Raw genomic sequence first — 24272 nt, 5'->3', positions numbered from 1 at the left:
TCACCGCGGCACCACATCACCGGCTCGCTGCGCATGACCGCTGCGGCGTCGAAGGGAAGCGGGCCCATACGCGGCTCATGGCGAGCCCGACCGGGGCGCCGGTCAGTCTGGAGTAACGCAGGAGGGAGGCGATGGCGTGTAGTGCCCGATCGCCCCCCGGCGGCGCGCGACGTGGAGGGCGACGCTCGCCGCCAGCGGTTCGCCGACATCCGGGTCATCCCGAAGCGCCGGGTCACCTCACGGTCACCAACCCCGGCCTGGATCAGGTCAGCGGCTACGAGCCGCGTCCTTGAAGACCCCCACCCCTGTCAGATCGCGTCCGCGGGGACGAGTAGCGCGTTGATCGCGGCGGTGCGGATGGTCGTCGCGACGATGTCGGGATCGAGGCCGCTGTTGAACTGGGGCACCGCGTTGATCATCGAGAAGACGGCGTGTGTGAGAACGCGGGTCTGCGCGTCTGACAGGTCGGGCCGCAGCCGGGTGACCAGTCCGCTCCACTCTTCGGCGTAGAGGCGCATCATGCGCCGCATGCGATGGCGCTCGTCTTCCGGGACGTTGTGTTCGTTCTTCAGGAACACCAGCGTGGACGGAACGTTCTGGAGACTGCGTTTGACGTGGTAATCGATCATCTCCTCAAGTGCCTTGCGGGGATCCGTCACCTCGGCTGCCGTCTTGCGGGCATGAGCCAGCAGTTCGTCCAGCGGATCCTCGAGCACGGCGATCAGCAACGCCTGCTTGCTCGGGAAGTGCCGGTAGAGCGCGGGGCCGGTCACACCGGCACGCGCGCCGATCATCTCAGTGGTGACCGCATCGAAGGCACGCTCGTTGAACAACTCTCCGGCGACCTTGATCAGCACCTGCCGACGGGTGGCGCGGGGAGACGCGGTACGGGGGGTAGGTGAGCTCGACACATATAGAGTCTAGTCTAGGTGAGCGGCCGATAACGTGCCCTTGCGTGTTCCGCGAGCAGGTCGGCCACCGCGGTCAGACAGGCGAAGCCCAGCTCAGACGACATGCCGCGCGGATCACCGAGCACCCCGCTGGGTGCGACTGCCTTGACACCGTCAGTGAATACGCGGGCCAGCAACGCGTCATCCATGGACCCGGTGAAACCCGCGGCGGCGCGATCGTTCCTCACCGCGTCCGGCCGCACGGCCAGCATGATCGAACTCTCGGCGACATCGGCATGGCCTCCGACGTGGTCGGCGAGGCCGGCGACGCGTTGAGCGGCGTCGCGCCACGCGCGGAGGACCGCTGCCGAGTCTGCGAACGCGATGACATCCAGGCCGGAGGGAAGCCGCGCGGCGAGCTTCGGCTCGATGTCACCGAGCACCGGGTAGTTGCCGATATGCGCCGAGAAGATCAGCACCCTGCGGAAGCCGTGCCGGGCGAGGCTCGCGCAGCAGTCGGCGCAGATCGCCTCGAGCGTCTCGGCCTGCACCGAGAGCGTTCCGGCGAAGCCGAGGTGGTGCGACGAGCAGCCGATCCGCACCGTCGGCAGCACGAGCGCGTCGCCAAGCCGCTCGGCGACAAGAACACCTAGTCGATCGGCGTGATCACTGTCGACCGACATCGGCAGGTGCGCACCGTGCTGCTCCGTGGCGCCCAGCGGCAAGACCGCCGTACGCATACCGCTCGCGATGGCGCTCGCGATGTCGGGCGAGGTCAAACGCTCAATCCGCAACTCGCTCACGTGTGGTCACTCCTCCTTCTGTGCCCGCTCGGCCAGTACCTCACGGATGCGTCACTACTCGACGGATGGGGAGAGGCCCGCAGTCCAGGCCCGCGCACGTTAATCAGAACTAACGCCTGTCGCTCTTTCTGGGGCCTTGACCTGGGCTGAGCCACGTCCTACGTTATCGACGAATAACATTCGACGGAAGGGTCGGTATGGACTTCATCCTCATGACCGAGGGGGACACCCCGGTCGGGCTCACGCATGAGCACCGCTACCGGGAACTGGTCGAGGAGGTACTGCTCGCCGAGCGCGTCGGCTTCGATGCCTTCGGCAGTTCCGAGCAGCACGTCGCCCTCGGGACGGCCTCGGTCTCCGCTCCGGAGGTGCTCTACCCGTACCTGATGGCTCTCACCAGCCGGATCCGCTTCATCCACCTCGTGACACTGCTGCCGACACGGATGAACCACGCACTGCGCGTGGCCGAGCGCGTCGCGACCGAGGACATCCTCTCCAACGGCCGCGTCGAACTCGGCACCGGACGCGGCAACACCACCCTCGCCCTGCGCGCGTTTGAGGTGGACCCTTCCGAGAACAAGGCTCAGTGGCGTGAGGGCATCGAGCTGATCCGGAGCGCGTTCCTCAACGACGTGTTCTCGTACGTGGGCGAGCACTACAAGGTTCCGCCGCGCAGCCTGGTCCCCAAGCCCCTCCAAACGCCCTACCCGCCCATCTCAGCCGCCGCCGGCAGCCCCAGCTCGGTCGAGACCGCGGCCACCATGGGCATCGGCGCCATCATGGGCGGCCTCTACCTCGGATACGACCTCGTCGAAAACATGGTGAAGCTCTACGACAAGACACTCGCCGCCACCGACCACCCCTACCCGATCACACCACGCAAGATGGTCGCGATCTCAGGCGGCATGCACTGCGCCGAGACAACAGCACAGGCCCGCACCGAGGCCAAACCCCTCTTCGAGATGGCCAAACTCTCCACCGACGCCTACGAACGACTCTCCAAGCTCTCACAGGACTACGCCTACATGGGAGCCGTCAAAGACATCGACTTCGACGACGAGGAGTACATGTTCGAGCGCTCCCAAGGCTTCCTGGTCGGCGACCCGGACCACTGCATCGAACACGTTCAGCGATACGCCGACATGGGCGTCGACGCACTCGTCCTACGTGTCGACAGCCTCCCCCACCACCAGCTCATGCGCTCGATCGAACTCTTCGGCAAATACGTCATCCCCCACTTCAAAAACCCCCGCAACGTGGTCCGCCCGGCCGACGACGTACTCGCCGACATCCGAGCCGCACGCCCCGCCCACCAAGAAGCACTCCGCCAGTTCCACTCCCAGCACAACCCCACACACCACAAGGAGACCAGCCGATGACCGACCTCTACAACCACGGCACCGGCGACATCCTCACCGAACGCCACGACAACGGCGTCCTCCAGATCACGATCAATCGACCCGACCGGTACAACTCTCTCACCCTGCCGATGTTCGAGGAGATGAACCAGATCTGGGCCGACGTCGAGCGCGACGACCAGACCCGGGTCGTCGTCATCACCGGGGCCGGCAAGGCCTTCTGTACCGGGATGGACGTCGCTCAGCCCGATCCCACGCCCCAGGATGCGCTCGCGATGCTGGAGACCGAACGCAAGCGGGTCGCGACGATGTTGCGCATCGAGAAGCCGATCATCTCCGCGATCAACGGCCCCGCGGTCGGCTACGGGCTGTCGACCGCGCTTCTCGCCGACATCAGCATCGCCGCGGACGACGCGGTGCTGATCGAAGGCCATACCAAGGTCGGTGTGACCGCCGGCGACCACGCCGCACTCATCTGGCCGTTGCTTGTCGGCATGGCCAAGACCAAGTACTACGTGCTCACCTCCGAGAAGCTGACGGGCGCCGAGGCCGAGCGGATCGGGCTCGTGAGTCTGTCCGTTCCCCGCGAGCAGGTGCTGCCCCGCGCGCTCGAGGTCGCGTCCCAGCTGGCCCGCGGTTCCCAGCAGGCGCTCCGTTTCACCAAGCGTGCGCTCAACTCCTGGCTCACCAACGCGATGCCCCAGCACGAGCTGTCCTCGGCACTCGAGATCCTCGACTTCGCCGGTGCCGACTACGCCGAAGCACGCCAGGCTTTCCGGGAGAAGCGCCCCGTGGACTTCCCCTCCGCTCGCGCCGCCGGCGGACCGGCGAACTGAGGGAAGGCGAGCATGAGCATTGCCTCGCACAACACAGCGCCCAGCGCTGTGCACGCGTCCGACGAAGTGGACGGCGTGGTTGTACTCACCCTGAACCACCCGCCGGCGAACGCACTCAGCAATTCGCTCGTCAGCGAGCTGTCAAAGACGCTGGAAACCCTTGCCAGCGGCCCCGGCACCCCCGCAGTGGTCTTGACGGGAGCTGGTGAGCGCTTCTTCTGCGCGGGTGGCGACATCAAGGAAGCTGTCGGCTTCGGCGCCGATTCGATGGTCGAGCGGATGGCGTCGTTTCACGCGCTGCTCTGCGCACTGGAGGACTTTGCCCGGCCGCTGGTGTGTGCGGTCAACGGCTGGTGCGTCGGTGGTGGCATCGAAATGGCACTGTTCGCTGACACGGTGTACGCGTCGACTGAGGCGCGTTTCGTCTTCCCGGAGATCAACCACGGGATGCTGCCGGCCGTAAAGGGGATCACTCGAGTGCGCGGGGTCCTGGGTGACCGCGCGGCCCGGCGCCTCCTGCTGGGCGGAGAGCCCGTCGACGCGTTCGATGCGCAGAGGATGGGCATCGTCGACCAGGTGGTCGAGCCGGACGACCTGCTCGCGATCGCGATGGCGGACGCGCGGGCGGCAGCGGCGAAACCACCTGCCGTGTTCGCGGCGCTGAAACGGGCCCTGCACTCAGGAACTTCCCGTTGGCCGGTCGAAGAGCAGCTCCGCGTCACGGTCGCCGACGCGTGCACGGTCTTCAACGACCCTGCCGCCCGAGCCGCCCGCGAGGGATTTCATGGTTGATCGATTTCAAGGGCTGGACCCGGACGCCTTCCGTTCGGCGTTGGCCCGCTTCCCCTCAGGCGTGACGATCGTGACGACGCGAAGCGCGTCAGGCACGCTGCACGGGTTCACCGCGAGTTCCTTCGCGGCGCTGTCGCTCGATCCGCCGCTCGTCCTGGTGTGCCTGGACCGAGGAGCGGACTGCTCCCCCGTCTTCACTGCGGCCGAGCGGTTCATCGTCAACATCGTGACTCCCGCGCACGCCGAGTTGGCGATCAAGTTCGCGACAAAGGGTGAAAACAAGTTCGCGAACGGAGCCTTCGAATTCGACGAAAGCGGTCACCCGCTACTGCCCGATGCGGCGGCAGTCATCCATTGTGAACTGGAGCACGTCGCACCCGGCGGAGACCACGTAATCCTCATCGGCCGTGTACACGACGCGCGGACAGGTAGCGGCAAGCCGGTGACGTGGTACCGAGGTGGCTTCCTGCACCTCGGGGAGAGTGCCGCATGAATCTCATCGGGCCCGGGCTTGTCGGCTCTGGAAGAGAGGCCGTGTCATGGATCTGACCAGTTTCGAGCCAACCCGGACGCTGCCGGGGCTGCTGCTCGATCGCGCGAACAGGGAACCCGACGCCGTCGCGCTGCGCTACTGGCGTGACGGGGTGATGCAGACGATCACGTGGCGGACGTACCGGGATCGCGTGCAAGATCTCGCGCTCGGCCTTGTCGCGCAAGGTGTGCGGCACGGCGATCGCGTCGCGGTGATGAGCAGCGCACGCCCGGAGTGGGTGTTCGCCGCGCTGGCCGTGCAGAGTGTCGGCGGCGTCGTGATCGGCGTCTATCCGACCAACTCACCTGCCGAGATCGAGCAACTCCTCGTACACAGCGAGGCCGTCGCCTTCATCGGCGAGACGCCGACGGAGCTCAGCAAGGTGGCGAAGGTCGCCGCACACACACCGAAGCTGCGGCTCGTGGTCGGAATCGACGCCACTCCGTCGGAGCTACCCGAGGTGATCAAGAGGACAACGTGGGAAGCGCTGTGCGAAGAAGGAACACAGTACGCCGACGACAGCGCCGATCCTCTGTCCGAGCTGGTCGCCGGCGGCTCCCTCGACGATGCCGCCGTGCTGTTTTACACGTCGGGATCCACGGGAGCTCCGAAAGGCGTCACCCACTCGCACCGCACGCTTCAGCACTCGGTTCAGACCTTCGTCGGCCTCTACCCGCAGCTCCTCCGCCACGAGCACGATGCCGTGGGCTTCCTGCCGTTGGCCCACGTGGCGCCGGCGCTGGTGTCGGTGTTCGCGCCGCTGCTCTCACGGCTGGTGGTCACATACTGCCGCATTGGTGACTACGAAGATGTGTTGCGCTTGGTGCGGCCGACGGCAGTGCTCTGGCCGCCGCGGTTCTACGAGAAGATCGCCGGCGAACTGATCGCACAGACGGAGGTCTGGCCGCGCCTTCGTCGCTACGCCTATGACGCCGCCATGTGGACCGGCCGCAGGGTAGCCGAACGCCGCTGGTCCCATCGCCGGCCCTCGGTACTGTTGCGGATCGCGTACGCTGCCGCACTTCGTTGGGTGTTCTTGCCACTGCGGGCAACCGTCGGAATGGATCGTATCCGGGTTGCCTACACCGCATCTGCCGCGATGCCCGAAAGCGTCATCGCGATTTGGCAGATCTGGGGGCTCGATCTTCGCGAGAACTACGGTCTCACCGAGACCGCCGGGTGTCCCATAGCTCATTTCAACCAGCCGTTCCCCCGTCCGGGCTTCATCGGCAGGGAATTCCCGGACCCGCGGTTCCAGGTGAAGGTCGCGGACGATGGCGAAATGCTGCTCCGCGCGCCGTTGCTCTTCGACGGATACTGGCGCAACCCGGCGGAGACCGAGGCTGTTTTCCAGGATGGCTGGTTCCGCACCGGTGACCTGATGGAGCGCACAACCCACGGCGACATCCGACTCATCGGCCGGAAGAAGGACGTAATCATCACCCGAGGCGGCAAAACGATCAATCCTCAGCCCATCGAAAATCGGTTGAAGGAGAGCTCGCTGATCAACGAAGCGATCGTCGTCGGCGATGCCCGCAAATACCTCACCGTCCTGCTCGAGCCGAGCCCGAGCACAACCGCAGACGCCCGGTCGGCAGAGGTGCTGGCCGAACGCCTGCGAGCGGAGGTCGCTCGGGTCAACGCGGACCTCGCGCGCGTAGAGCAGTTGAAGGACTTTCGCGTTCTGCCGCGGTCACTGGAAGTCGAGCGCGGCGAACGGACCGCGAACGGCAAGATCAAGCGCAATGCCATCGTGAGCTCGTTCGCAACGTTGATCGACGACATGTACGGAGCGAACGACGACGCGGCGATCGCGAACCACGTGCGCTCGAGGTCGAACTAGGCGGTTGATCGCGTGAAGACCGCGTGAACTGAGGTCGGTCCGCAGGCGTGGGAGGAGGGCGTTCAAGGTTGACGTGTGAACGAAGACCTGAACATCCTTCTCGTGCGCTCTACGTGTTGATCAACGATCACGTCGTCCTGTCCCGTGCCTGCCGTGGCCGTCAGCCGTTGTTGTCCGCCACCTCTGTGCCCTGCGGCATGCCGCGGGAAACGGTCAGGCGCTCGGAGCTGGCTGGGCACGCCGACAACGGCTACTACGTTGCCGGACCGCAGGTTGAGTCATGATTGCCACGTCCGCCCGAGTATGCGGCAAGAGGTGGAGCCATGCCGGTCCCTGACCTGACGTTGCAGCAGCTTCGCGCGGTCCGGACACTCGCCGCATCCGGCAGTTTCACGAAAGCAGCCGCGGCAGAGCACATCTCTCAGTCAGTCCTCAGCAGAAGGATCAAGGAAGTCGAGCGTCTCCTGCGGGTGCGGTTGTTCGACCGAACCACTCGGCAGCTCGACATCACGGCCGCGGGGCATGCCTTTCTCCTCATGACAGGCGCCGTCCTCGACGATATGGACACACGACTGAGCCGCTTCATGTCGTACGTGGCGGCCCAGTCCGGAACCATCGCCGTAGCCGCGCTTCCGTCGCTCGCGGCGGCTGTGCTGCCGGGCGTGATGCGCGGCTTCATGCTGGATCACCCCGAGGTCGAGTTCGAGATCATCGACGGGGCCGCGGATCAAGTTGTCGAACGCCTCGAAAGTGGGACTGTCGAACTCGGCTTGACCGCTCACGGTGACCTGCCAGACGGCTTCTGCTTCACACCACTGCTGCGGGAACAGTTCTACGGCGTCGCGCACCACAGCCATCCTTGGTCGGCGCAGAGTTCCATCTCGTGGGCGGACTTCAACGGTGAGACCGTGGTCGCAACGCGGCCCGGAACCAGCATCCGAGCGATCACCGACACTGCGTTCAGCAAGTACTCGATCTCGGTGAGCCACCACTTCAATGCCTGTAGCGCGGCGACGATCCGCGGGCTGCTACGGGCCGGCGTGGGCGTGGCAGCTCTGCCGGCCTTGGAGTTGCAGGGTTTCGGTGTGGATGATCTCGTCGCGGTACCCGTGGATTCTCCGGGAGCAACCAGGGTCATCGGCGTGATGTACCGCTGCTCTCAGGATCTCTCGCCCGTCGCGGCTCGTTTTTTGGATTTCATGCACGCGACCGAGATCGATCCCCCTCAAGGAGTCTCCCGCGTTCACGGGGGCTACACCGGCGAACCAGACACATCGAGCCACGCGGGGGCGCAGCCCGCAGAATGAGGTCGGCGATCGTCTCGGGCCGGATGGTGCTGCCGGGTGGCCTTCGGCAGGCCGCCGGTCTTGCCGTATCGGCCCAGCCACCGCCGTCCCACGTTCGCGGTCGCGGTCCCGTCAAGGGTGTCAATATTCCGATCAGGCCGCTGAGCTTGGTGCTTCTTGTGGATGGAGAAGTCGTTGGGGTGGCGTGGTGTGGTACTCGTTGAGCAGGCCGCCGGGTAGCTGTCGCCGTCGGACTACGGCAGCGGGCCGGGGGATGACGCTCGGGCGGTCGTCCGGGGCGCGTAGGTCGAGGCTGCGGTGGGCCCGTCCGGTGTTGTAGTGCTCGGCGTACGTGGTGAGGACGGCACGGAGGTGTCGTTCGCCGGTGATGAGGATTCGGTCGGTGCATTCGGCGCGGGCTGTGCGTATCCTGTGGGGGCCGGAAACTGCGTCACCCGAGGTGACCTGCGGGTTCGGATCTACCCGAGCGCGGGAGGCCGGCGGGTGCTGTGCGGCATCCTGCTGGGTCGTGGCGATACGTCTGATCTATCAACCAACGTGCCACTCTTCGGATGGCTTGTGCTGCTTGCCCGGTCGAGTGCGGCGAAGGACGTCGAGATCTTGACGCTCCGGCACAGCTCGCTGTCGCGCAACGCATCCAGCCACGGCCTCGGTTTTCCTGAGCGATCGGGCTGTCATGGCGGCGCTGCTCCGGATGGTGAACAAGAAGCAGCGCGCACGGCTGGCATTGCTGGTCACACCGCGGTCGGTCCTACGCCGGCACGCACGCCTCGTCGCCCGGAAGTGGACCTATCCACACCGCCGCCCGGGCCGACCTCCGAAGCCGGAAGCACTGCGGCACCTGGTCCTGCGCCTCGCGCGGGAGAACCCGGGGGTGGGGATATCGACGGATCCACGGCGAACTGCTCGGCCTGGGACGCAAAGTCGGCGCCTCGACCGTCTGGGAGATCTTGCAGAAGGCCGGGATCGACCCCGCACCCCAACGCGCGGACCGCTCATGGGATGCCTTCCTCAAAGCGCAGGCCTCCGCAATCGTGGCCACCGACCTCTTCCACATCGACACCATCCTCTTGCGGCGCTGGTTCGTGCTGTTCTTCATCGACCATGGCGCCCGCCGCGTGCACATCGCTGGCATCACTCGACACCCGACCGGCCCCTGGATCACCCAGCAAGCGCGGAACTACCTCATGGACCTGGGCGACCGCGCAGAGTCGATCAAGTTCCTCATCCGGGACCGCGGCGCCTACTTCACTGACAGCTTCGACGCCGTCTTCCAAGCAGCCGGCGTACACGTCATCCCCACACTGCCCGCTGTACCACGGATGAACGCGATCGCCGAACGCTGGATCGGATCATGCCGACGCGAGGCAACCGACCGCATCCTGATCACCGGAGAGCGCCGCCTCCGCCTCGTCCTCGACGAGTACACGGAGCACTACAACAGTCACCGGCCGCATCGATCCCTCGGACAACGGGCGCCAGGCCGACTCACCGAGTCCGAACCAATTATCGCCACTGGCAATACCCGCATCTCCCGACGCGATCGACTCAGCGGCCTCATCCACGAATACTCGCAGGTCGCATAGGGGTGACATAGATTCCGGCACGCACAAGGCCGTTCGTCGTTTCCGAGGTGTTCCGTGTCCCTGCACTCTGCGCCTGCCGAAGAACCCATCCGACCTGGTGGGAGGCGGTGCGCACGGTGTGCGGGAGGTCGATCGGCGTGGTCGCCCGAGCGAGCGCTCTCGCGAGGCTGGTGCTCACCGCGGCAAGATGATCGTGCTGCTGCGACTGGCCTACTCAGCCGTGACAACCCAGGCCTCAAACCGGTCAGCAGACAGCGGGCGGCCAAGAAGTCCCTACATCTCGCTGCGACGATTCCGGAACGACGACCTTGATCATCAGGGTCGCGTCCCTCCTTGGTGAACCGGAGGAACCATCCCGCGCGGCGGGCGCGTACGCAGGCGATCAGCTGATCTCGCCGGCTGAGAACGCGTCAGCCCTGGGCCTCGACCGAGACCGGGTTGCGTACATTACCGGCGTGGCATCAAGGTGTTGGGGCCTGCCACGATGACATGCCGAAGACGCTTTGACGCATCGCGGCCCAACGGCTAAAATCTCGCCCAAGCGTCTCATGGCGTTAACCTAGGCTTGTTACTGCAAAGGCAATAACCTAGATGGGAAGCACTTCGGTGCCTCTCGTCTGGGTATTTTTTTTGCCCCTTTGCGGTGCGCAGCACTTGGGCAAGGAGGCAAAGTGATCGACACCGAAAAGGCCCGCGAGATCGTGCACTCCGTGGGCGGGGCAGAGAACGTCCGAGAGCTTATCCACTGCGTCACTCGACTGCGGTTCAACCTCGTCGACAACGATCTCGCGGACCGCGACAGGCTCGGCGCGATCGATGGAGTTCAGGGTGTGGTCTCTCGCGGGGGCCAGCTACAGCTCGTCATCGGTCAGGGCGGTGTCGAAGAGTACTACCGCGAGGTCAGTGCGGTACTCGCTGCGGGTACGGATGACGGACTCGACGCTCGCCCCGATGCGCGTGCGACCGCTGCGGCGCCTGGGACTCCCCCCACCGACGCGAAGCGCCCACGCCGCATCAACCTCCGGCGGTGGTTCGATGCTCTGCTTGAAACGCTGTCGAGCATCTTCGCACCGATCATCCCGGCCATCGTCGGCTGCGGCATGATCATGGGAATCCTGTTCTCCATGCAGACCCTGGGATGGGTCGACCCGAAGTCCAGCGCCTACCAGCTGCTCTACACATTCAGCAACGCCGCGTTCTACTTTCTCCCGGTCATCCTCGCCTTCAGCTGTGCCCAGCGGTTCGGAGCACACCCGTACGTGGCCGCGGTGCTGGGCGCGATTCTGATCCACCCGAACTTCGTCGCCCTCGTCAACAAGGGGGCAGGAACCGTCGACCTGGGTCTGATCCATATCGGGCTTCGCGACTACTCGAGCTCGATCGTGCCGATCATCCTGTCCGTGTACTTCATGTCCTGGGTCGAGAAGGGCCTCCGCCGGATCGTCCCGAAGATGATCGCGCTCATCGTCGTCCCGACCGTGTCCCTACTCGTGAGCGCCTTCGTCGCTCTGTGGATTCTCGCCCCCCTGGGCGGAACCGCCGGCGACTTCGTCGCACAGGGCATCTACGACTTGTACACACGGTTCGGATTCCTGGGCGGCATCGTCCTGGGCGCGCTCTATCCCTTCATTCTCTCCACGGGCATGCAGGTGGCGCTGACCCCCATCATCCTCTCGAACCTCAAGACGGCCGACCACGACTTCATCTACCCGGTGATCGCATGCTCCAACGCCGCCATGGCCGCCGCCGCGATCTACGTCTTCATCCGCTCGAGGGACAAGGAACTCAAGCAGGTCGCCGGATCCACCAGCATCTCCGCCTTCATCGGAGTGACCGAGCCCGTGTTCTTCGGCATCGTCATTCGCTTCAAGAAGGTCCTCTGGGCAGTCATGACCGGCGGCGCGGTGGGTGGCGGCATCATGGGCGCGCTCCAGGTCACCTACGGCGGCTTCGGCTTCGTGCCCTTCGGAACGATCATCCTGGCCTTCGGTTCCACCTTCGTGTTCTACATGATCGGCGTCGGTGTCTCCATGCTGGTGACGGTGGCGATCCTCCACGTCGGCGGGTATGAATCGCGCGCCAAGCCAGCCGCCCGTGTGAACGAGGATGCGTCCGCGAACGTCTCGAAGGCGACGGTCTCAGCGCCCCGCAGCGCTGACTCCTCCGTCCCGGGGCGGGACCGCACTTCCGCAGGATGAGCCTTGACTCGAAAGAACAGAAGGCGACGAAGAGGGAACGATGGTTAACGCAGAAGGTTTCCCCGACGGCTTCCTCTGGGGTGGCGCAACCGCAGCCAACCAGATCGAAGGCGCCTGGCGAGAAGGCGGGAAGGGCATCAGCGTCTCCGACGTCATGTGCGCCGGCTCGCACACCTCACCCCGGCGGATCTCGATCGCCCTGACCGCCGACGGCCACTACCCCGCACACGAAGCATCAGGGTTCTTCCACCGCTACAAGGAAGACATCGCGCTGTTCGCCGAGATGGGCTTCAAGATCTTCCGACTGTCGATCGCCTGGACCCGCATCTTCCCCCAGGGAGACGAGGACGAGCCGAACGAAGAGGGGCTTCTCTTCTACGACAAGGTGTTCGCTGAGCTGCGCAGGCATGGTATCCAGCCGCTGGTTACCATCTCGCACAACGAACTCCCCCTTCACCTCGCGCGGAAGTTCGACGGCTGGGCATCGCGGGAGATGATCGACTGCTATCTCAAGCTCTGCAAGGTGCTGTTCGAACGCTACCGGGAAGACGTCACCTACTGGATCCCGTTCAACGAGATCAACAACCTCACCCTGCCTCTCACGGTATTCCTTCACGGCGGAATCATTCCGCCGGACATGACGCACTTCGGCGACGGGGCGGACGACCCGCAGCGCCGCTTTCAGGCGATGCATCACGTGCTTGTCGCTGCCGCCAGTGCGGTGAAGCTCGGCAAGGAGACCAACCCGGATTTCAGGTTCGGCTCCATGACGTGCCACATCACGCTGTACCCGCTGACGCCGAACCCGGATGACGTGGTCCTCGCGCAGCGTCACGACGCGCTCCGGAACAACTTCTGCTCCGACGTGCAGCTGCGCGGCGAGTACCCCTACTACCAACTCAAGTACATGGCGGATGAGGGACTCGCGATCGATATCACCGATGCTGATCGCCGCATCCTCAAGGAGAACCCGCACGACTTCTACGCATTCAGCTATTACATGTCCGTGTGCACCAGCTCCGACAAGGACGTCGCACAGACTTCGGGCAACATCATGGGCGGAGCCCGCAATCCCTACCTCAAGGAGTCGGAGTGGGCCTGGCAGATCGACCCGAAGGGCCTCCGCTATACCCTCAATAAAGTGTACGATCGGTACGGCGTCCCGATCATGATCACGGAGAACGGCTTGGGCGCGACGGACGAGCTCGTCGAGGGCCGAGTCCACGACTCCTATCGCATCGACTATCTCCGCGCGCACATCGAGCAGATGCGCGAGGCGATCGACGACGGGGTCGACCTCATCGCGTACACCCCATGGGCGGCGATCGACCTCGTGAGCGTCTCCACGGGCGAGATGAAGAAGCGCTACGGATTCGTCTACGTGGACGTCAACGACCAGGGCGAGGGAACCTTTGAGCGCTACCGGAAGGACAGCTTCGCCTGGTACCAGCGGGTGATCGCATCCAACGGCCGCGAGCTCGACGCGGAACCCGCGGCGGCGGCCACCGGCGACTAACCGACCAACCGATACGAACAACACACGTCGACGCGACCGCCGTCGACGCAGACAGATGAGAAATGAGGAATTACATGAGCATGGCAGATGTCTTCAAGGAGACACCGGCCACCGAAGACATCCACTCTCCCGCCAGGGGACGCCTGGCCGCACTGGACGAGGTCCCCGACGAGATGTTCTCCAACCGGATCCTCGGCGACGGATTCGCCGTCAACCCGTCGGACGGCGTCTTCCGCGCCCCCATCGCCGGCGAACTGGTTCTCGTGGCCGACACCCTGCACGCCTTTGCCATCCGGTCCAAGGCCGGAGCAGAGGTGCTCGTGCACGTCGGCATCGACACAGTGAGCCTCAACGGCGCCGGCTTCTCGGCGAAGCGTGCAGTCGGCGATCGTGTCGAGGTCGGCGATGAGATCATCCTGTGCGACCTCACCGAGGTCACACACAAGGTACCGTCCATGCTGACGCCTGTGATCATCACCAATGGCGAAACGTTCGCCTTGTCGTCGGTCGATCTGACGGCGAAGGGCGGCGACCCGGTTGCGCTCGTCAGCCCGGTCTAGGCCGCTAAAGCGCAGAAGGGTTCTGTCATGGGCGCACGATGCCCCACCGCCCACAGCGGGATCGCCGAGACGACGCCGCGAGCACGAGGCGCAACATGACCACTTCCCTCGTCACGGTGAAGCGGATCTACAACAACAACGTCGTCCTGTGCGTCGCAGACGATGACTCGGAAGTCGTACTGATCGGCAAAGGATTGGGATACGCAGCCAAGGTGGGCGACCCGATCGATTCCGCCGCTCCCAGCGTTCAGCGGTTTGTACCCGACCAGAACTACGGCGCGTCACATGTCGCCGAGCTCCTTGGCGACGCGTCGCTTGAGGAAACCGAGGTCACACGCGAGATCGTATCGATGGCAAGCGACGTTCTCGGGCTCAAAGCGAGCCAGCGACTCCTCTTGCCGCTGCTCGACCACCTGTCCTTCGCCGTGAGCAGGGCCCGCGAAGGGATCGAGGTTGACTTCCCGCTGCGATGGGAGGTTGCCCAGGTGTTCCCCAAGGAAGCCGACGCGGGGCGACGCGCACTCCAACTCGTGCACGATCGGCTGGGCGTCAGACTGCAAGCCGACGAGTGGTCCGCTTTCGCACTTCACTTTGTCACGTACCAATGGTCAGGCGGAGACCTGGAAAAGACGCTCTCCATGGCCGACACCATCACCAAAGCGTTCGCGCTCCTGGAGACGGAATGGGGCCAGCCGGTCGATCAGACATCGATGAGTTCTGCCCGATTCGTCACACACCTCCGCTACCTCTGGATTCGCACCTTCGACAACAAGCAACTCGAAGACTCTCCGATCGAACTGATGGCATCGGTCATGGCCTCCTACCCCGCAGCTACGACCGCCGCCGAGAAGCTCGCACACTTGTTTGAGTCTGCGACGGGAACCCCACTCACATCCGAAGAGATTGCGTACCTCGCGCTCCACACGAGCCGTCTTTACATCGAACTGCACCGGACGGACTGACCGGACCGGCCGCTCGAAGCCGCCCGAGCGTCCGGGCGTCCGGGCGTCCGGGCGTCCGGGCGTCCGGGCGTCCGGGAATCAGAGCCGGTATCTGTGATACAGGTCGACTTCTCGAATTCCGTTTCTCGAATTCCGTTCAGAACCAGCGCGCCTATCGGGTCGGATGTGATGCTCTTGGCCAGCGGCAGTGAGGTGTCCCTCGCCCTGGAGGCCACAGACGCGCTCGCCCAGCGGGACGTGGCGGGTCGTCTCCGTTCCGTGCAAGGAACGGTTCACCGAACAGGACGCCGCCTTCCGCGACGCGACAAACCCGAACAGCCGCGTGCGGAAACCCCCGGCGGTCCGACTCCCCCACCCTCAGACAAAGGAGCACCCACGATGCCCCAGCGTGTCGTCACCATAGGTTCCCGCAGCGGGTTGCACGCCCGGCCGGCGTCCGCGTTCGTCCAAACCGCCGCCAGGCAGCCGGTCAAGGTGACCATCGCCCGCGACGGCCGGGACCCCGTTGACGCACGCAGTCTCCTGTCCGTGCTGGCGCTGGGCGCCAGCCACGGCGACTCGGTGGTGCTGACCGCCGAGGGAGAGGGCGCGGAAGCGGCCCTGGAGGAACTGGCGGTCCTGCTCACCCGTGACCACGACGCCCAGAAAGAGGGATGACACCCGGAATCGACACCGGCGACGGCCACCCGGATTCGTCGCCCCGTACCCCCGCCCTGCCGCCGACAGCGCCAGGTGCCAAGTCCGCGCCTTCAGGGGACCTCATGTCCCGGCTCTTAACAGTTCGCGGCGGGGCCCGGGCCCTGCTGGACGCCCTTGATGTCGAGGAATCGGTCGCCCTGGGACTGCGGGTGCCGATAAATCATCCACGCAGGTCGGCTGACTGATCACGGGTCTTCGGTTCTCCTTGACGTTCACCCCAGGGTGTGGGTGCCGGGAATTATGTCACCCGGACTGACCTGCTGGTTCGGATCTGCCAGACCTCAGGAGCAATCAGCGGTTCATGAGGCACCATGCCGGTCGTGGTGATACGGCTTATCTACCTGCTCGCCTGCCAGACCTTCCAATGGCTTGCCCTGTTCGCCCGCTCGGATGCCTCGAAGGACACAGAGATTTTGATGCTCCGGCATCAACTCGCCATCGCACAACGCGCCCAGCCACGGCCGCCTTCTCCTGGAGCGACCGGGCCGTCATGGCAGCACTGCACCGGCTCGTCAGCAAGCAGCGGCGTACCCACGTGGCCTTGCTGGTCTCTCCTCGGTCGGTCCTGCGCTGGCACGCACGGCTCATCGCCTGGAAGTGGACCTACCCATCCCGCCGTCCGGGCCGACCACCGAAACCAGAGGCCCTGCGGCAACTGGTCGTGCGTCTGGCGCGGGAGAACCCTGGATGGGGATACCGCCGCGTTCACGGAGAGCTCGGCGGCCTGGGGCACAACGTCGCCGCCTCCACCGTCTGGTCGATCCTGAAGAAGGCCGGGATCGACCCGTCGCCACAGCTTACGGACCGCTCCTGGGCCACCTTTCTCAAAGCCCAAGCCTCCGCGATCGTAGCCACCGACCTGTTCCACATCGATACGGTCTTCCTGCGGCGCTGGTTCGTGCTGTTCTTCATCAACCACGGCACCCGGCGGGTGCACATCGCCGGCATCACCCGACACCCGACCGGACCCTGGATCACCCAACAAGCCCGCAACTACCTCATGGACCTCGGCGACCACGTCGAGTCGGTCAGATTCCTCATCCGGGACCGCGGCGCCTACTTCACCGACAGCTTCGACGCCGTCTTCCAGGCGACCGGCATACGCGTGGTCCCACCCTGCCCGCCGTGCCACGGATGAACGCGATCGCAGAACGCTGGATCGGATCATGCCGACGTGAGGCAACCGACCGCATCCTGATCACGGGAGAGCGCCACCTACGCCTCGTCGTCAGTGAGTACGCAGAGCACTACAACAGACACAGGCCGCACCGATCCCTCGGACAACGGGCGCCGAACCGACTCACCGAGCCCAAACCACCCACCGCCACCGACAACACTCGCATCCATCGACGCGATCGACTCGGCGGCCTCATCCACGAATACACGCAGGTCGCATAGGGATGACACAGTTTCCGGCACCCACAAGGTCAGCAGCGTGCCCGGGGTGACCAGCCGATGGCGACGGAAGACCGGGGGAAGGTGCCGCGCGAGAGCGGAGAGCACGGCACGATCAGCCTACGAAAACCGCGGCCGCTCGACCTGCCGACGAAGCACAGCGACCTCATGACGAAGCACGAGGATCTCAGCATTGTTCGCGGCGGTCGATCGGCCCAGCAAGAGTAAGCAGCCCAGTAGTCGACAGAAGATCAGGTAGAGCAGTCGCAGACCCACAATCATTGATCTGCCCACACGCAGGCGATCGCAAAGCACCAGGTCAACCACCGTACGGCAATAAAGACACCCTTCAGCTCCATACGGTGCTGGCGGCGACCTTGATGCCGAATGAGGCGAGTTCGCCGTGGATGCGCCGGTAGCCCCAGCTGGAATTCTCCTGCGCGAGCCGCAACACCAGGGCGCGGATGGAACGTACGGTGCGGGGCCGTCCGGGCCGTTTGGGGCAGGATGCCTTTGACGGTGGCGCAGTAGCTCACAGGTAGAGCAGTCGCAGTAGCACTCCACAATGCTGGTGTGGGGAGGCTGGGTCGGCAACGGGGGGCCTCTACGGTCACAGTTGACCGGCGGACCCACCGCAGCGCTCGCCTGTCGTGACCAGCACGGATGAGGTTTCTGGCACGTACAGCGCCAGGCGGACCAGTGTAGGACGTGGTCCAGGTCACGGCGGGGTATCGGGACGACGGTGGCGCGGAGGACGGCCAGGAGTTCGCGCGGGCTGGCCGGGAGGAGGCCGGTCCCTGCGGCGTCGGCAGTTTGGGTGCGGGCGCGGGTGACGGTCAGGACGGCGGCGGCCATCAGGCTGCTCAGGCTCCAGCGCATCCATGAGCTCCAGCAGGTCACCTGGCCCTGGTCGAGGCCGGTGGTTCCCTTCGCGCCTTGGAAGTCCTCTTCGATCTTCCACCTGGTGCAGATGACGTGGACGAGGTCGGCAAGGCTGACGGCACGGCCGTTGAAAAACAAGTTCAGGAGTTGATTTCTTCGGATTCGATCACTTGCAGGCACCTCCCGAGGGCGGCCATCATGTATCGGCGCCAGAGGGGAGTGAATGGACCGGCGAGAATCCAGCGACGACCCGGAAGTGGCTTGAATTCGTAGGTCCATCGAATGAGGGTGCCATCGCCGTCGGGGTTGAAGTTCCATTCGCCTCGAACGCCGGCCGCGAGTCGGGAGAGGATGTTCGTGAACCCCGTCAGTTGATACGCAAAGCTCGAGCCTTCCGCGTACTCGATCAACTGTTCGTCGGCCTGCGACCCGTCGTCGAACTGCGGGTTCCTGGTGGGGCCGACGTGATCCCATGTTTCCGTCTGGTTTGTCACACCTTTGACGCCGGGAAACGGTGCCACCCGGTGGAAAACGATCGACAGGTCGATAGGAACGATCAGTCGGAACGCGTTGGCGGGCGCTACCGATGTTCGCCGCTGGACTGTGATCGGAACAGTGTTGTCGGCTGAGCTGATGAGGAGCGGTATCGCCTGGGCCACCACTGCGCCCCCCTGGGGCTCGGTCGCACCCTTTGCCGTGATCGGTTTCTCGTCGGACATCTATGCTCTCCTGTCTTGGTGATGTGTATTCACTGCGAACCATGAACGAACATGAAATGTTTCAATCCGGGACCGTTCGACGAACGGTTTGGGTTCCGTGCCTTGTCGCCGCCGGTGAATGACAGCAGGTCGGTGGTTGCGGCTCAGATCGACTTGAGCACCCGGACCCGATCGGTGATGGCACGCCGCGCGACGTCGGAGTTGAAGGCGATGGAGTCGAATTCGTGGGGGGCACCGGGGTGAAGGTGGAATTCCACCGGCACGCCGGCGCGGCTGAGCTTGGTCGCGTAGGCGGTGTCCTCGTCGCGGAAGACGTCGAGTTGGCCGACCTCGATGTAGGCCGGCGGCAGGCCGGTCGCGTCCTCGAGACGGGCGGGAGCTGCCGTGGGCGGGACGACGGAGCCGCCGACGGCCTCGCCGAGCAGTGCCGGCCATGCGGTGAGGCTGTCGTCGTAGGACCACAGCACGTAGGGCTCGATGTGGGGGTCGGGCGTGATGGTGCGGTCGTCGAGCATCGGCATGAGCAGGATCTGCCGGGCGATCCGCGGGCCGCCGCGCTCGCGGGCGAGGATCGTCAGGGCCGCTGCCATGCCGCCTCCGGCGCTGTCGCCCATCACACCGATGCGGTCGGCGTCGACGCCCAGCTCGGCGGCGTGTTCGTGCAGCCAGCGCAGTGCGGTGTAGGCGTCTTCGAGCGGTGTCGGGAAGGGATGCTCGGGGGCGCGGCGGTACTCGACCGACAGCATCGGCACGCCGCTGGAGGACACGTAGCGGGAGACCGGGCCGTCGAACAGGTCGATGTGGCCGAAGATGTATCCGCCGCCGTGGAAGAACAGCACGGCCGGGCCGGGCTTGGCGCCGTCCTTGACGTACCAGCGCATTTTAATGTGCGTGCCGTCGTCTGCGGTCGCGTAGTGCTCGCGTGTCGTCACGTCGGACGGGATCGGCTGCGCGGCTCCCGCGGCGCCGATGATCGGTTCCCACATGGCGCGGCGGCCCGCGATGTCGCCCACAGCCGGCGGCTTGCCCTCGGCCATCGCGCCGGCCATCGGGGCCAGCGCCTCGGCGATCTCGGGATCCAGGGACAGTGTCATGGTCGTTTCCCTAAGAATGTGAGGCGGTCCGGGAGGACCGGGTGTGGCTGATGGTTGTTTGCCGTTGATGGCTCGAGAGGAATGGCCGCCCGGTCCTCCGGGACGCTTCGACCACTGATTGAGAACTGCGGTCATCGCTGGTTAGGGACCTGTCGGCGGAGTGTTCCTCGGGCCACGACGTTGTTGGTCTGGGCAGAACGGAGCGACGGGCTTGAGTGCGTCTCACGCGCGGATATGGGTTCGGCATCGACGCCGGCAAGGGGCACCACTGGGCAGTGGCCCTTGACGCCGAGGGCGAGACGCTGTTCTCGACGAAGGTGATCAACGACGAGGCCCAGATCCTGACGCTGATCGAGACCGCCCGCGAGCGGGCCAACGAGGTGCGGTGGGCGGTGGACATCTCCGGCCGGGCCTCCACGCTGCTGCTGGCCCTGCTGATCGCCCATGGCCAGCAGGTGGTCTACGTGCCCGGCCGGACGGTCAACCGCATGTCCGGCGCCTACCGGGGCGAGGGCAAGACCGACGCCAGGGACGCCCGCGTCATCGCCGACCAGGCCCGCATGCGCCCGAAGGACTTCGCCGCCCTGGACACTCCCGCGGAGCCGGTCACCACGCTCCAGGTGCTGACGAACTACCGGGCCGACCTGATCGCCGACCGGGTCCGGCTGGTCAACCGGCTCCGCGACCTGCTGGTCGGGATCTGTCCCGCGCTGGAGCGAGCCTTCGACTACTCCGCCGCCAAGGGGCCGGTGGTGATGCTGACCGAGTACCAGGCTCCGGCCGCCCTGCGCCGGATCGGCGTCAAGCGGTTGACGACCTGGCTGGAGCGACGCAAGGTCCGTGGCGCTGCCGACATCGCGGCCAAGGCCGTTCAGGCCGCGCAGTCGCAGATGACCGCACTGCCCGGGGAGAAGCGGGCCGCGAAGCTGGTCTGCGACCTCGCCCACCAGCTCCTGGCCCTGGACGAGCGGATCAAGGACAACGACCGGGAGATCCACGAGACCTTCCACGCCGACGACCGCGCCGGGATCATCGAGTCCATGCCCGGCATGGGCCTCATCCTGGGCGCCGAGTTCATCGCCATCGTCGGTGACCTGTCCCGTTACCGCGATGCCGGGCCTCTCGCCTCGCACGCGGGCCTGGCCCCGGTGGCCCGGGACTCCGGCCGACGCACCGGCAACTATCACCGGCCCAAGCGCTACAACCGGCGCTTGCGGCACATCTTCTACATGGCCGCCCAGACCGCGATGATGCGGCCGGGACCATCCCGGGACTACTACCTCAGGAAGCGCGCCCAGGGACTGCTGCACACCCAGGCCCTGCTCGCACTCGCCCGACGACGGGTCGACGTGCTGTGGGCCATGCTGCGCGACAAGAGGCTGTTCACCTCCGCCCCACCGGTCACACAGGCAGCTTGACTTCGTCATTGAGTAATCCGATCTCCTGACGGCGACCCCCCAAAGGGGAGAAAATCGGGCTACGGCCGTCCGGCTGACGTCGCGGAGTCTTGGTGCCACCGGAACCCGACATTGAGTAGGACGCCGGGGACCCGTCGTCAGGCACCCGGAAGTGTTGCTTCGAGCATGTGAATCAGATTCTTTTGCCTGCTTGGTCCCCGCCGGACGGCTGCTGCACAACAGCACACCGCGTGAGGGGAGGACCGGGGCATGGACGTTGTCCACGAACGATGCGCCGGGATCGACATCGGCAAGGCGGACGTGAAGGTCTGCGTCCACGTTCCGGGGCCGGGCAAGCGGCGCCGGAAAGAAGTACGCACCTTCTCCACCATGACCCGCGACCTGCTGGCGATGCGCGACTGGCTGCTGGCCGAGGGCATCACCGTGGTCGGCATGGAGGCCACCGGCTCGTACTGGAAACCGGTGTTCTACCTGCTGGAGAACGACATCGAGTGCTGGCTGCTCAACGCCCGGCACATGAAGAACGTCCCCGGCCGCAAGACCGACGTCGCCGATTCCGAGTGGATCTGCAAGATGGTCGAACACGGCCTGGTGAGTCCCTCGTTCGTCCCGCCACCCGAGATCCGGCAGCTTCGTGACCTGACCCGCTACCGCACCGAGGTCATCCGCGAACGCACGCGTGAGGCCCAGCGGCTGGAGAAGCTCCTGGAGGACGCTGGGATCAAACTGTCCGCCGTCGTCTCCGACCTGCTGGGCAAGTCCGCCCGCGCGATGCTGGAGGCCCTGATCGCCGGTGAACGCGATCCGCGGGTGTTGGCGGAGATGGCCAAGGCCAGCATGCGGGCCAAACGCGAGATCTTGGTCCAGGCGCTGACCGGCCGGTTCACCGACCACCATGCCTTCCTCGCTCGCACCATGCTCGGCCGCATCGATGCGGTCACCGCGACCGAGGCCCGGCTCAGCGAGGAGATCACCCGGCAGCTCGCGCCCTTTCGACGGCAAGTCGAGCTGCTGACGACGATCCCCGGAGTGAACGCCAAGTCCGCAGAGGTGATCCTCGCCGAGATCGGCGTCGACATGAGCCGCTTCCCCAGCGCTGCCCACCTGGCCTCGTGGGCCGGTATGTGTCCGGGCAACCATGAGTCTGCCGGCAAGCACACCTCTGGCAAGTCCCGGCCCGGCGACCCGTGGCTGAAGGGTGCGCTTGGGCTCGCGGCCACCGCTGCCGCCCGCAGCAAGGACACTTACCTGGCCGCCCGCTACAAACGCATCGTGGTACGCCGCGGCAAGAAACGCGCCCTGGTCGCCGTTGGCCACACGATCTTGACCTCGGTCTGGCACATGCTCACCCACGACGCCGAGTACGCCGACCTCGGAGGCGACTACTTCATCCAGCGAACCGGCCGGGCGCGGCAGACGCGACGCCTGGTCAGCCAGCTCAACATGCTCGGTTATCAAGTGTCCCTCCAATCAACGGAAGCGGTCTGACCTGGGTGGGTGGTTGATTTTCGAATCAGATTCCCTTCGAGGCCGGCCGGTCGGTGTCAGGCGGCGGGCGCGACGATGACGACCTTGCCGTGCAGCTCGCCCGTGGCGGCCTGGGCGTGGACTGCCGGCAGCTCCGCCAGCGGCACTCGCTGCGCGACGTCGACGCGCAGCTCGCCGGAGTCGATCAGTGCCACCAGCCGCGACAGCTGCTCGGCGTCGCTGCGGACGAATAGGTCGATGCCGCGCACGCCGCGCTGTTCGTCGCTGGGTGCGGGCATCCACACCGTGGTGTTCACCAGCACTCCACCGGGAGCGATCAGGGCGGGCAGCGCGGCCAGCTGCGCCGGGTCGATCGGCGCGAGGTTGAGCACGACGTCGACCGGCTCGGTCACCGCCTCGGTCACCTCGGTGGTGGTGTGATCGACGACCTCGTCGGCACCCGCCGTCTCGACCTGCCGGCTGCTGCGCGGGCCAGCCGTGGCTATCACGTACGCGCCGGCGTTCTTGGCCAGCTGCACGGCGTAGCCGCCGACCGCTCCGCCCGCGCCGTTGACCAGCACGCGCTGTCCCGCCGTCAGTTTCGCGTGATCGAACAGCGCCTGCCACGCGGTGAGACCCACCAACGGCAGCGCGGCGGCATCGGGAAGCGGGACGCTCGTGGGCGCCGGCGTCAGAATCCCGGCCGGAGCCACCACGTACTCCGCGGCCGCGCCATCGCCCGACATCGGCAGGAAGCCGACGACCCGGTCGCCGATCTCGAGGCCGGCCACGCCCTCACCCAGCGCTTCGACCGTACCGGAGACGTCGATGCCGGGAGTGTGCGGCAGCGTCACCGGGATGGGGCCCTGCATGAAGCCCCCGCGGATGTTGCCGTCGACGCCGTTGAACGATGTCGCGGCGACCCGCACCAGAACCTGTCCGACGCCGGGAACGGGCTGCTCGATGTCCTCGTAACGCAGGACGCTCGGTTCGCCATACTCGTGGAAACGCACTGCCTTCATGGGAAACCCTCGTCTCTCGATATAACGTGAGGTGCTTCGCTTTCGAAGCACTCTCAGGCCATGCTTTGCTTCACTTTCGAAGCAACAACTTCGATCTATGAGCCCACCGACAGCCGGCGAGGCTAGGCGCCTACGGCTACCAGGAACCGGAGCTTTTCGTGGCTCGGTGAGCCGGACACGGTGGAGAAGAGCAACAGCTCCTGGCCCGGCTCGGGATCCACCAGCCACTGGCAGTACGACCATCGCGTGAACCAGAACCCGGATGAAGGCCGTACTTATCCACGGACAAGTTGTCCGTGGAAAACCATGCGATGCAGCAGAGATGATCTAGGTTGTCGGACTCGGGGTCGGTGAGCTGCAGACGCGGTAGTTGTCTGGCGCAGCAGTTGGTCG

At 65.6% G+C, this 24272-nt stretch carries 22 protein-coding genes and 3 pseudogenes; 17 read left to right on the top strand and 8 right to left on the bottom strand.

The genetic code is table 11. The features are described from left to right. Positions 1–308: 308 nt before the first annotated feature. Positions 309–857, bottom strand: a complete 549-nt coding sequence (locus ACMTAK_RS41895; protein ID WP_351906170.1) for a TetR/AcrR family transcriptional regulator — start codon at positions 855–857, stop codon at positions 309–311. A gap of 68 nt (positions 858–925) precedes the next feature. Next, positions 926–1693: a creatininase family protein gene (locus ACMTAK_RS41890; RefSeq protein ID WP_413810964.1), complete on the bottom strand. Its 768-nt coding sequence runs from the start codon at positions 1691–1693 to the stop codon at positions 926–928. 197 nt (positions 1694–1890) lie between these two features. Between ACMTAK_RS41890 and ACMTAK_RS41885 the strand changes: the two genes are divergently transcribed. From ACMTAK_RS41885 to ACMTAK_RS41860, 6 genes are all read left to right on the top strand, one after another. Then, positions 1891–3072 (top strand): LLM class flavin-dependent oxidoreductase, encoded by a 1182-nt coding sequence (locus tag ACMTAK_RS41885; protein ID WP_413810963.1) that lies wholly within the window; start codon positions 1891–1893, stop codon positions 3070–3072. Beyond that, positions 3069–3887, top strand: a complete 819-nt coding sequence (locus tag ACMTAK_RS41880; RefSeq protein ID WP_413810962.1) for an enoyl-CoA hydratase/isomerase family protein — start codon at positions 3069–3071, stop codon at positions 3885–3887. The genes ACMTAK_RS41885 and ACMTAK_RS41880 overlap by 4 nt, the downstream gene beginning before the upstream one ends. Positions 3888–3899: 12 nt before the next feature. Further along, positions 3900–4679 (top strand): enoyl-CoA hydratase/isomerase family protein, encoded by a 780-nt coding sequence (locus ACMTAK_RS41875; protein WP_413810961.1) that lies wholly within the window; start codon positions 3900–3902, stop codon positions 4677–4679. After that, positions 4672–5172 (top strand): flavin reductase family protein, encoded by a 501-nt coding sequence (locus ACMTAK_RS41870; protein ID WP_055554848.1) that lies wholly within the window; start codon positions 4672–4674, stop codon positions 5170–5172. Before ACMTAK_RS41875 ends, ACMTAK_RS41870 begins: the two co-directional genes overlap by 8 nt. 46 nt (positions 5173–5218) lie before the next feature. Then, a complete protein-coding gene (locus tag ACMTAK_RS41865; RefSeq protein ID WP_413810960.1) occupies positions 5219–7054 on the top strand; it encodes an AMP-dependent synthetase/ligase in 1836 nt (611 codons plus the stop codon). A 323-nt stretch (positions 7055–7377) separates the two neighbouring features. Then, complete coding sequence (locus ACMTAK_RS41860; protein WP_413810959.1) at positions 7378–8361, top strand: LysR family transcriptional regulator; 984 nt, start codon at positions 7378–7380, stop codon at positions 8359–8361. A 132-nt stretch (positions 8362–8493) separates the two neighbouring features. On the opposite strand, the gene ACMTAK_RS41855 is transcribed toward ACMTAK_RS41860, so the two are convergent. Then, positions 8494–8769 carry an integrase core domain-containing protein gene (locus ACMTAK_RS41855; protein ID WP_413813162.1) on the bottom strand — a complete coding sequence of 92 codons (276 nt, stop codon included), beginning with the start codon at positions 8767–8769 and terminating at the stop codon, positions 8494–8496. A 542-nt stretch (positions 8770–9311) separates the two neighbouring features. Here ACMTAK_RS41855 and ACMTAK_RS41850 point away from each other — a divergent pair. The 9 genes from ACMTAK_RS41850 (at position 9312) to ACMTAK_RS41810 (ending at position 17505) form a co-directional block, all read left to right on the top strand. Next, positions 9312–9947, top strand: a complete 636-nt coding sequence (locus tag ACMTAK_RS41850) for an integrase core domain-containing protein (RefSeq protein ID WP_413810958.1) — start codon at positions 9312–9314, stop codon at positions 9945–9947. A gap of 671 nt (positions 9948–10618) precedes the next feature. After that, complete coding sequence (locus tag ACMTAK_RS41845; protein ID WP_413810957.1) at positions 10619–12145, top strand: PTS transporter subunit EIIC; 1527 nt, start codon at positions 10619–10621, stop codon at positions 12143–12145. A gap of 40 nt (positions 12146–12185) precedes the next feature. Beyond that, positions 12186–13661 carry a glycoside hydrolase family 1 protein gene (locus tag ACMTAK_RS41840; RefSeq protein WP_413810956.1) on the top strand — a complete coding sequence of 492 codons (1476 nt, stop codon included), beginning with the start codon at positions 12186–12188 and terminating at the stop codon, positions 13659–13661. 80 nt (positions 13662–13741) lie between these two features. Then, a complete protein-coding gene (locus ACMTAK_RS41835) occupies positions 13742–14221 on the top strand; it encodes a PTS sugar transporter subunit IIA (protein ID WP_413810955.1) in 480 nt (159 codons plus the stop codon). Between the two features lie 95 nt (positions 14222–14316). Continuing rightward, a complete protein-coding gene (locus tag ACMTAK_RS41830) occupies positions 14317–15183 on the top strand; it encodes a PRD domain-containing protein (RefSeq protein WP_413810954.1) in 867 nt (288 codons plus the stop codon). 378 nt (positions 15184–15561) lie between these two features. Next, positions 15562–15840: an HPr family phosphocarrier protein gene (locus tag ACMTAK_RS41825; protein WP_413810953.1), complete on the top strand. Its 279-nt coding sequence runs from the start codon at positions 15562–15564 to the stop codon at positions 15838–15840. A gap of 532 nt (positions 15841–16372) precedes the next feature. Beyond that, entirely contained in the window at positions 16373–17020 is a 648-nt protein-coding gene (locus tag ACMTAK_RS41820) for a hypothetical protein (RefSeq protein ID WP_413810952.1), read from the top strand. Continuing rightward, positions 17017–17280 (top strand): integrase core domain-containing protein, encoded by a 264-nt coding sequence (locus ACMTAK_RS41815; RefSeq protein ID WP_413810951.1) that lies wholly within the window; start codon positions 17017–17019, stop codon positions 17278–17280. The genes ACMTAK_RS41820 and ACMTAK_RS41815 overlap by 4 nt, the downstream gene beginning before the upstream one ends. A 57-nt stretch (positions 17281–17337) precedes the next feature. Continuing rightward, positions 17338–17505, top strand: coding sequence for a hypothetical protein (locus tag ACMTAK_RS41810; RefSeq protein ID WP_413810950.1), 168 nt, complete (start codon positions 17338–17340; stop codon positions 17503–17505). Positions 17506–17632: 127 nt separating this feature from the next. On the opposite strand, the pseudogene ACMTAK_RS41805 reads toward ACMTAK_RS41810, so the two are convergent. From ACMTAK_RS41805 to ACMTAK_RS41795, 4 genes and pseudogenes are all read right to left on the bottom strand, one after another. Next, a pseudogene (locus tag ACMTAK_RS41805) lies at positions 17633–17785 on the bottom strand (integrase); the annotation flags it as partial. A gap of 176 nt (positions 17786–17961) precedes the next feature. Beyond that, positions 17962–18282, bottom strand: a pseudogene (locus ACMTAK_RS52740) (IS701 family transposase); the annotation flags it as partial. 17 nt (positions 18283–18299) lie between these two features. Then, on the bottom strand, positions 18300–18878 hold the full coding sequence (locus tag ACMTAK_RS41800) for an SRPBCC family protein (RefSeq protein ID WP_413810949.1): 579 nt from the start codon (positions 18876–18878) through the stop codon (positions 18300–18302). A 143-nt stretch (positions 18879–19021) separates the two neighbouring features. Continuing rightward, a complete protein-coding gene (locus ACMTAK_RS41795) occupies positions 19022–19972 on the bottom strand; it encodes an alpha/beta hydrolase (protein WP_413810948.1) in 951 nt (316 codons plus the stop codon). A 211-nt stretch (positions 19973–20183) separates the two neighbouring features. Between ACMTAK_RS41795 and ACMTAK_RS41790 the strand changes: the two are divergent. Together ACMTAK_RS41790 and ACMTAK_RS41785 are read left to right on the top strand one after the other, a co-directional pair. After that, positions 20184–21390, top strand: a pseudogene (locus ACMTAK_RS41790) (IS110 family RNA-guided transposase). A gap of 249 nt (positions 21391–21639) precedes the next feature. Then, positions 21640–22878, top strand: coding sequence for an IS110 family RNA-guided transposase (locus ACMTAK_RS41785; RefSeq protein WP_413804555.1), 1239 nt, complete (start codon positions 21640–21642; stop codon positions 22876–22878). 56 nt (positions 22879–22934) lie between these two features. On the opposite strand, the gene ACMTAK_RS41780 is transcribed toward ACMTAK_RS41785, so the two are convergent. Continuing rightward, positions 22935–23879 (bottom strand): NADP-dependent oxidoreductase, encoded by a 945-nt coding sequence (locus ACMTAK_RS41780; protein ID WP_413810947.1) that lies wholly within the window; start codon positions 23877–23879, stop codon positions 22935–22937. Positions 23880–24272: the final 393 nt, after the last annotated feature.

This window comes from Streptomyces lacaronensis, assembly GCF_047337785.1.
In the GTDB taxonomy this organism is placed as follows: domain Bacteria; phylum Actinomycetota; class Actinomycetes; order Streptomycetales; family Streptomycetaceae; genus Streptomyces; species Streptomyces lycopersici.
The sequence above is the reverse complement of the archived record's forward strand: the minus strand, read 5'-3'. Positions and strand labels throughout refer to the sequence as shown.

Bases quoted from the DNA above. Each gene is read 5' to 3' on its own strand.
- ACMTAK_RS41885 (WP_413810963.1), top strand. From the start codon at position 1,891: ATGGACTTCATCCTCATGACCGAGGGGGACACCCCGGTCGGGCTCACG.
- ACMTAK_RS41875 (WP_413810961.1), top strand. From the start codon at position 3,900: ATGAGCATTGCCTCGCACAACACAGCGCCCAGCGCTGTGCACGCGTCC.
- ACMTAK_RS41800 (WP_413810949.1), bottom strand. From the start codon at position 18,878: ATGTCCGACGAGAAACCGATCACGGCAAAGGGTGCGACCGAGCCCCAG.
- ACMTAK_RS41860 (WP_413810959.1), top strand. From the start codon at position 7,378: ATGCCGGTCCCTGACCTGACGTTGCAGCAGCTTCGCGCGGTCCGGACA.
- ACMTAK_RS41820 (WP_413810952.1), top strand. From the start codon at position 16,373: ATGGCAGCACTGCACCGGCTCGTCAGCAAGCAGCGGCGTACCCACGTG.
- ACMTAK_RS41830 (WP_413810954.1), top strand. From the start codon at position 14,317: ATGACCACTTCCCTCGTCACGGTGAAGCGGATCTACAACAACAACGTC.
- ACMTAK_RS41840 (WP_413810956.1), top strand. From the start codon at position 12,186: ATGGTTAACGCAGAAGGTTTCCCCGACGGCTTCCTCTGGGGTGGCGCA.
- ACMTAK_RS41815 (WP_413810951.1), top strand. From the start codon at position 17,017: ATGAACGCGATCGCAGAACGCTGGATCGGATCATGCCGACGTGAGGCA.
- ACMTAK_RS41810 (WP_413810950.1), top strand. From the start codon at position 17,338: ATGGCGACGGAAGACCGGGGGAAGGTGCCGCGCGAGAGCGGAGAGCAC.
- ACMTAK_RS41795 (WP_413810948.1), bottom strand. From the start codon at position 19,972: ATGACACTGTCCCTGGATCCCGAGATCGCCGAGGCGCTGGCCCCGATG.
- ACMTAK_RS41780 (WP_413810947.1), bottom strand. From the start codon at position 23,879: ATGAAGGCAGTGCGTTTCCACGAGTATGGCGAACCGAGCGTCCTGCGT.
- ACMTAK_RS41880 (WP_413810962.1), top strand. From the start codon at position 3,069: ATGACCGACCTCTACAACCACGGCACCGGCGACATCCTCACCGAACGC.
- ACMTAK_RS41785 (WP_413804555.1), top strand. From the start codon at position 21,640: ATGGACGTTGTCCACGAACGATGCGCCGGGATCGACATCGGCAAGGCG.
- ACMTAK_RS41870 (WP_055554848.1), top strand. From the start codon at position 4,672: ATGGTTGATCGATTTCAAGGGCTGGACCCGGACGCCTTCCGTTCGGCG.
- ACMTAK_RS41865 (WP_413810960.1), top strand. From the start codon at position 5,219: ATGGATCTGACCAGTTTCGAGCCAACCCGGACGCTGCCGGGGCTGCTG.
- ACMTAK_RS41835 (WP_413810955.1), top strand. From the start codon at position 13,742: ATGGCAGATGTCTTCAAGGAGACACCGGCCACCGAAGACATCCACTCT.
- ACMTAK_RS41825 (WP_413810953.1), top strand. From the start codon at position 15,562: ATGCCCCAGCGTGTCGTCACCATAGGTTCCCGCAGCGGGTTGCACGCC.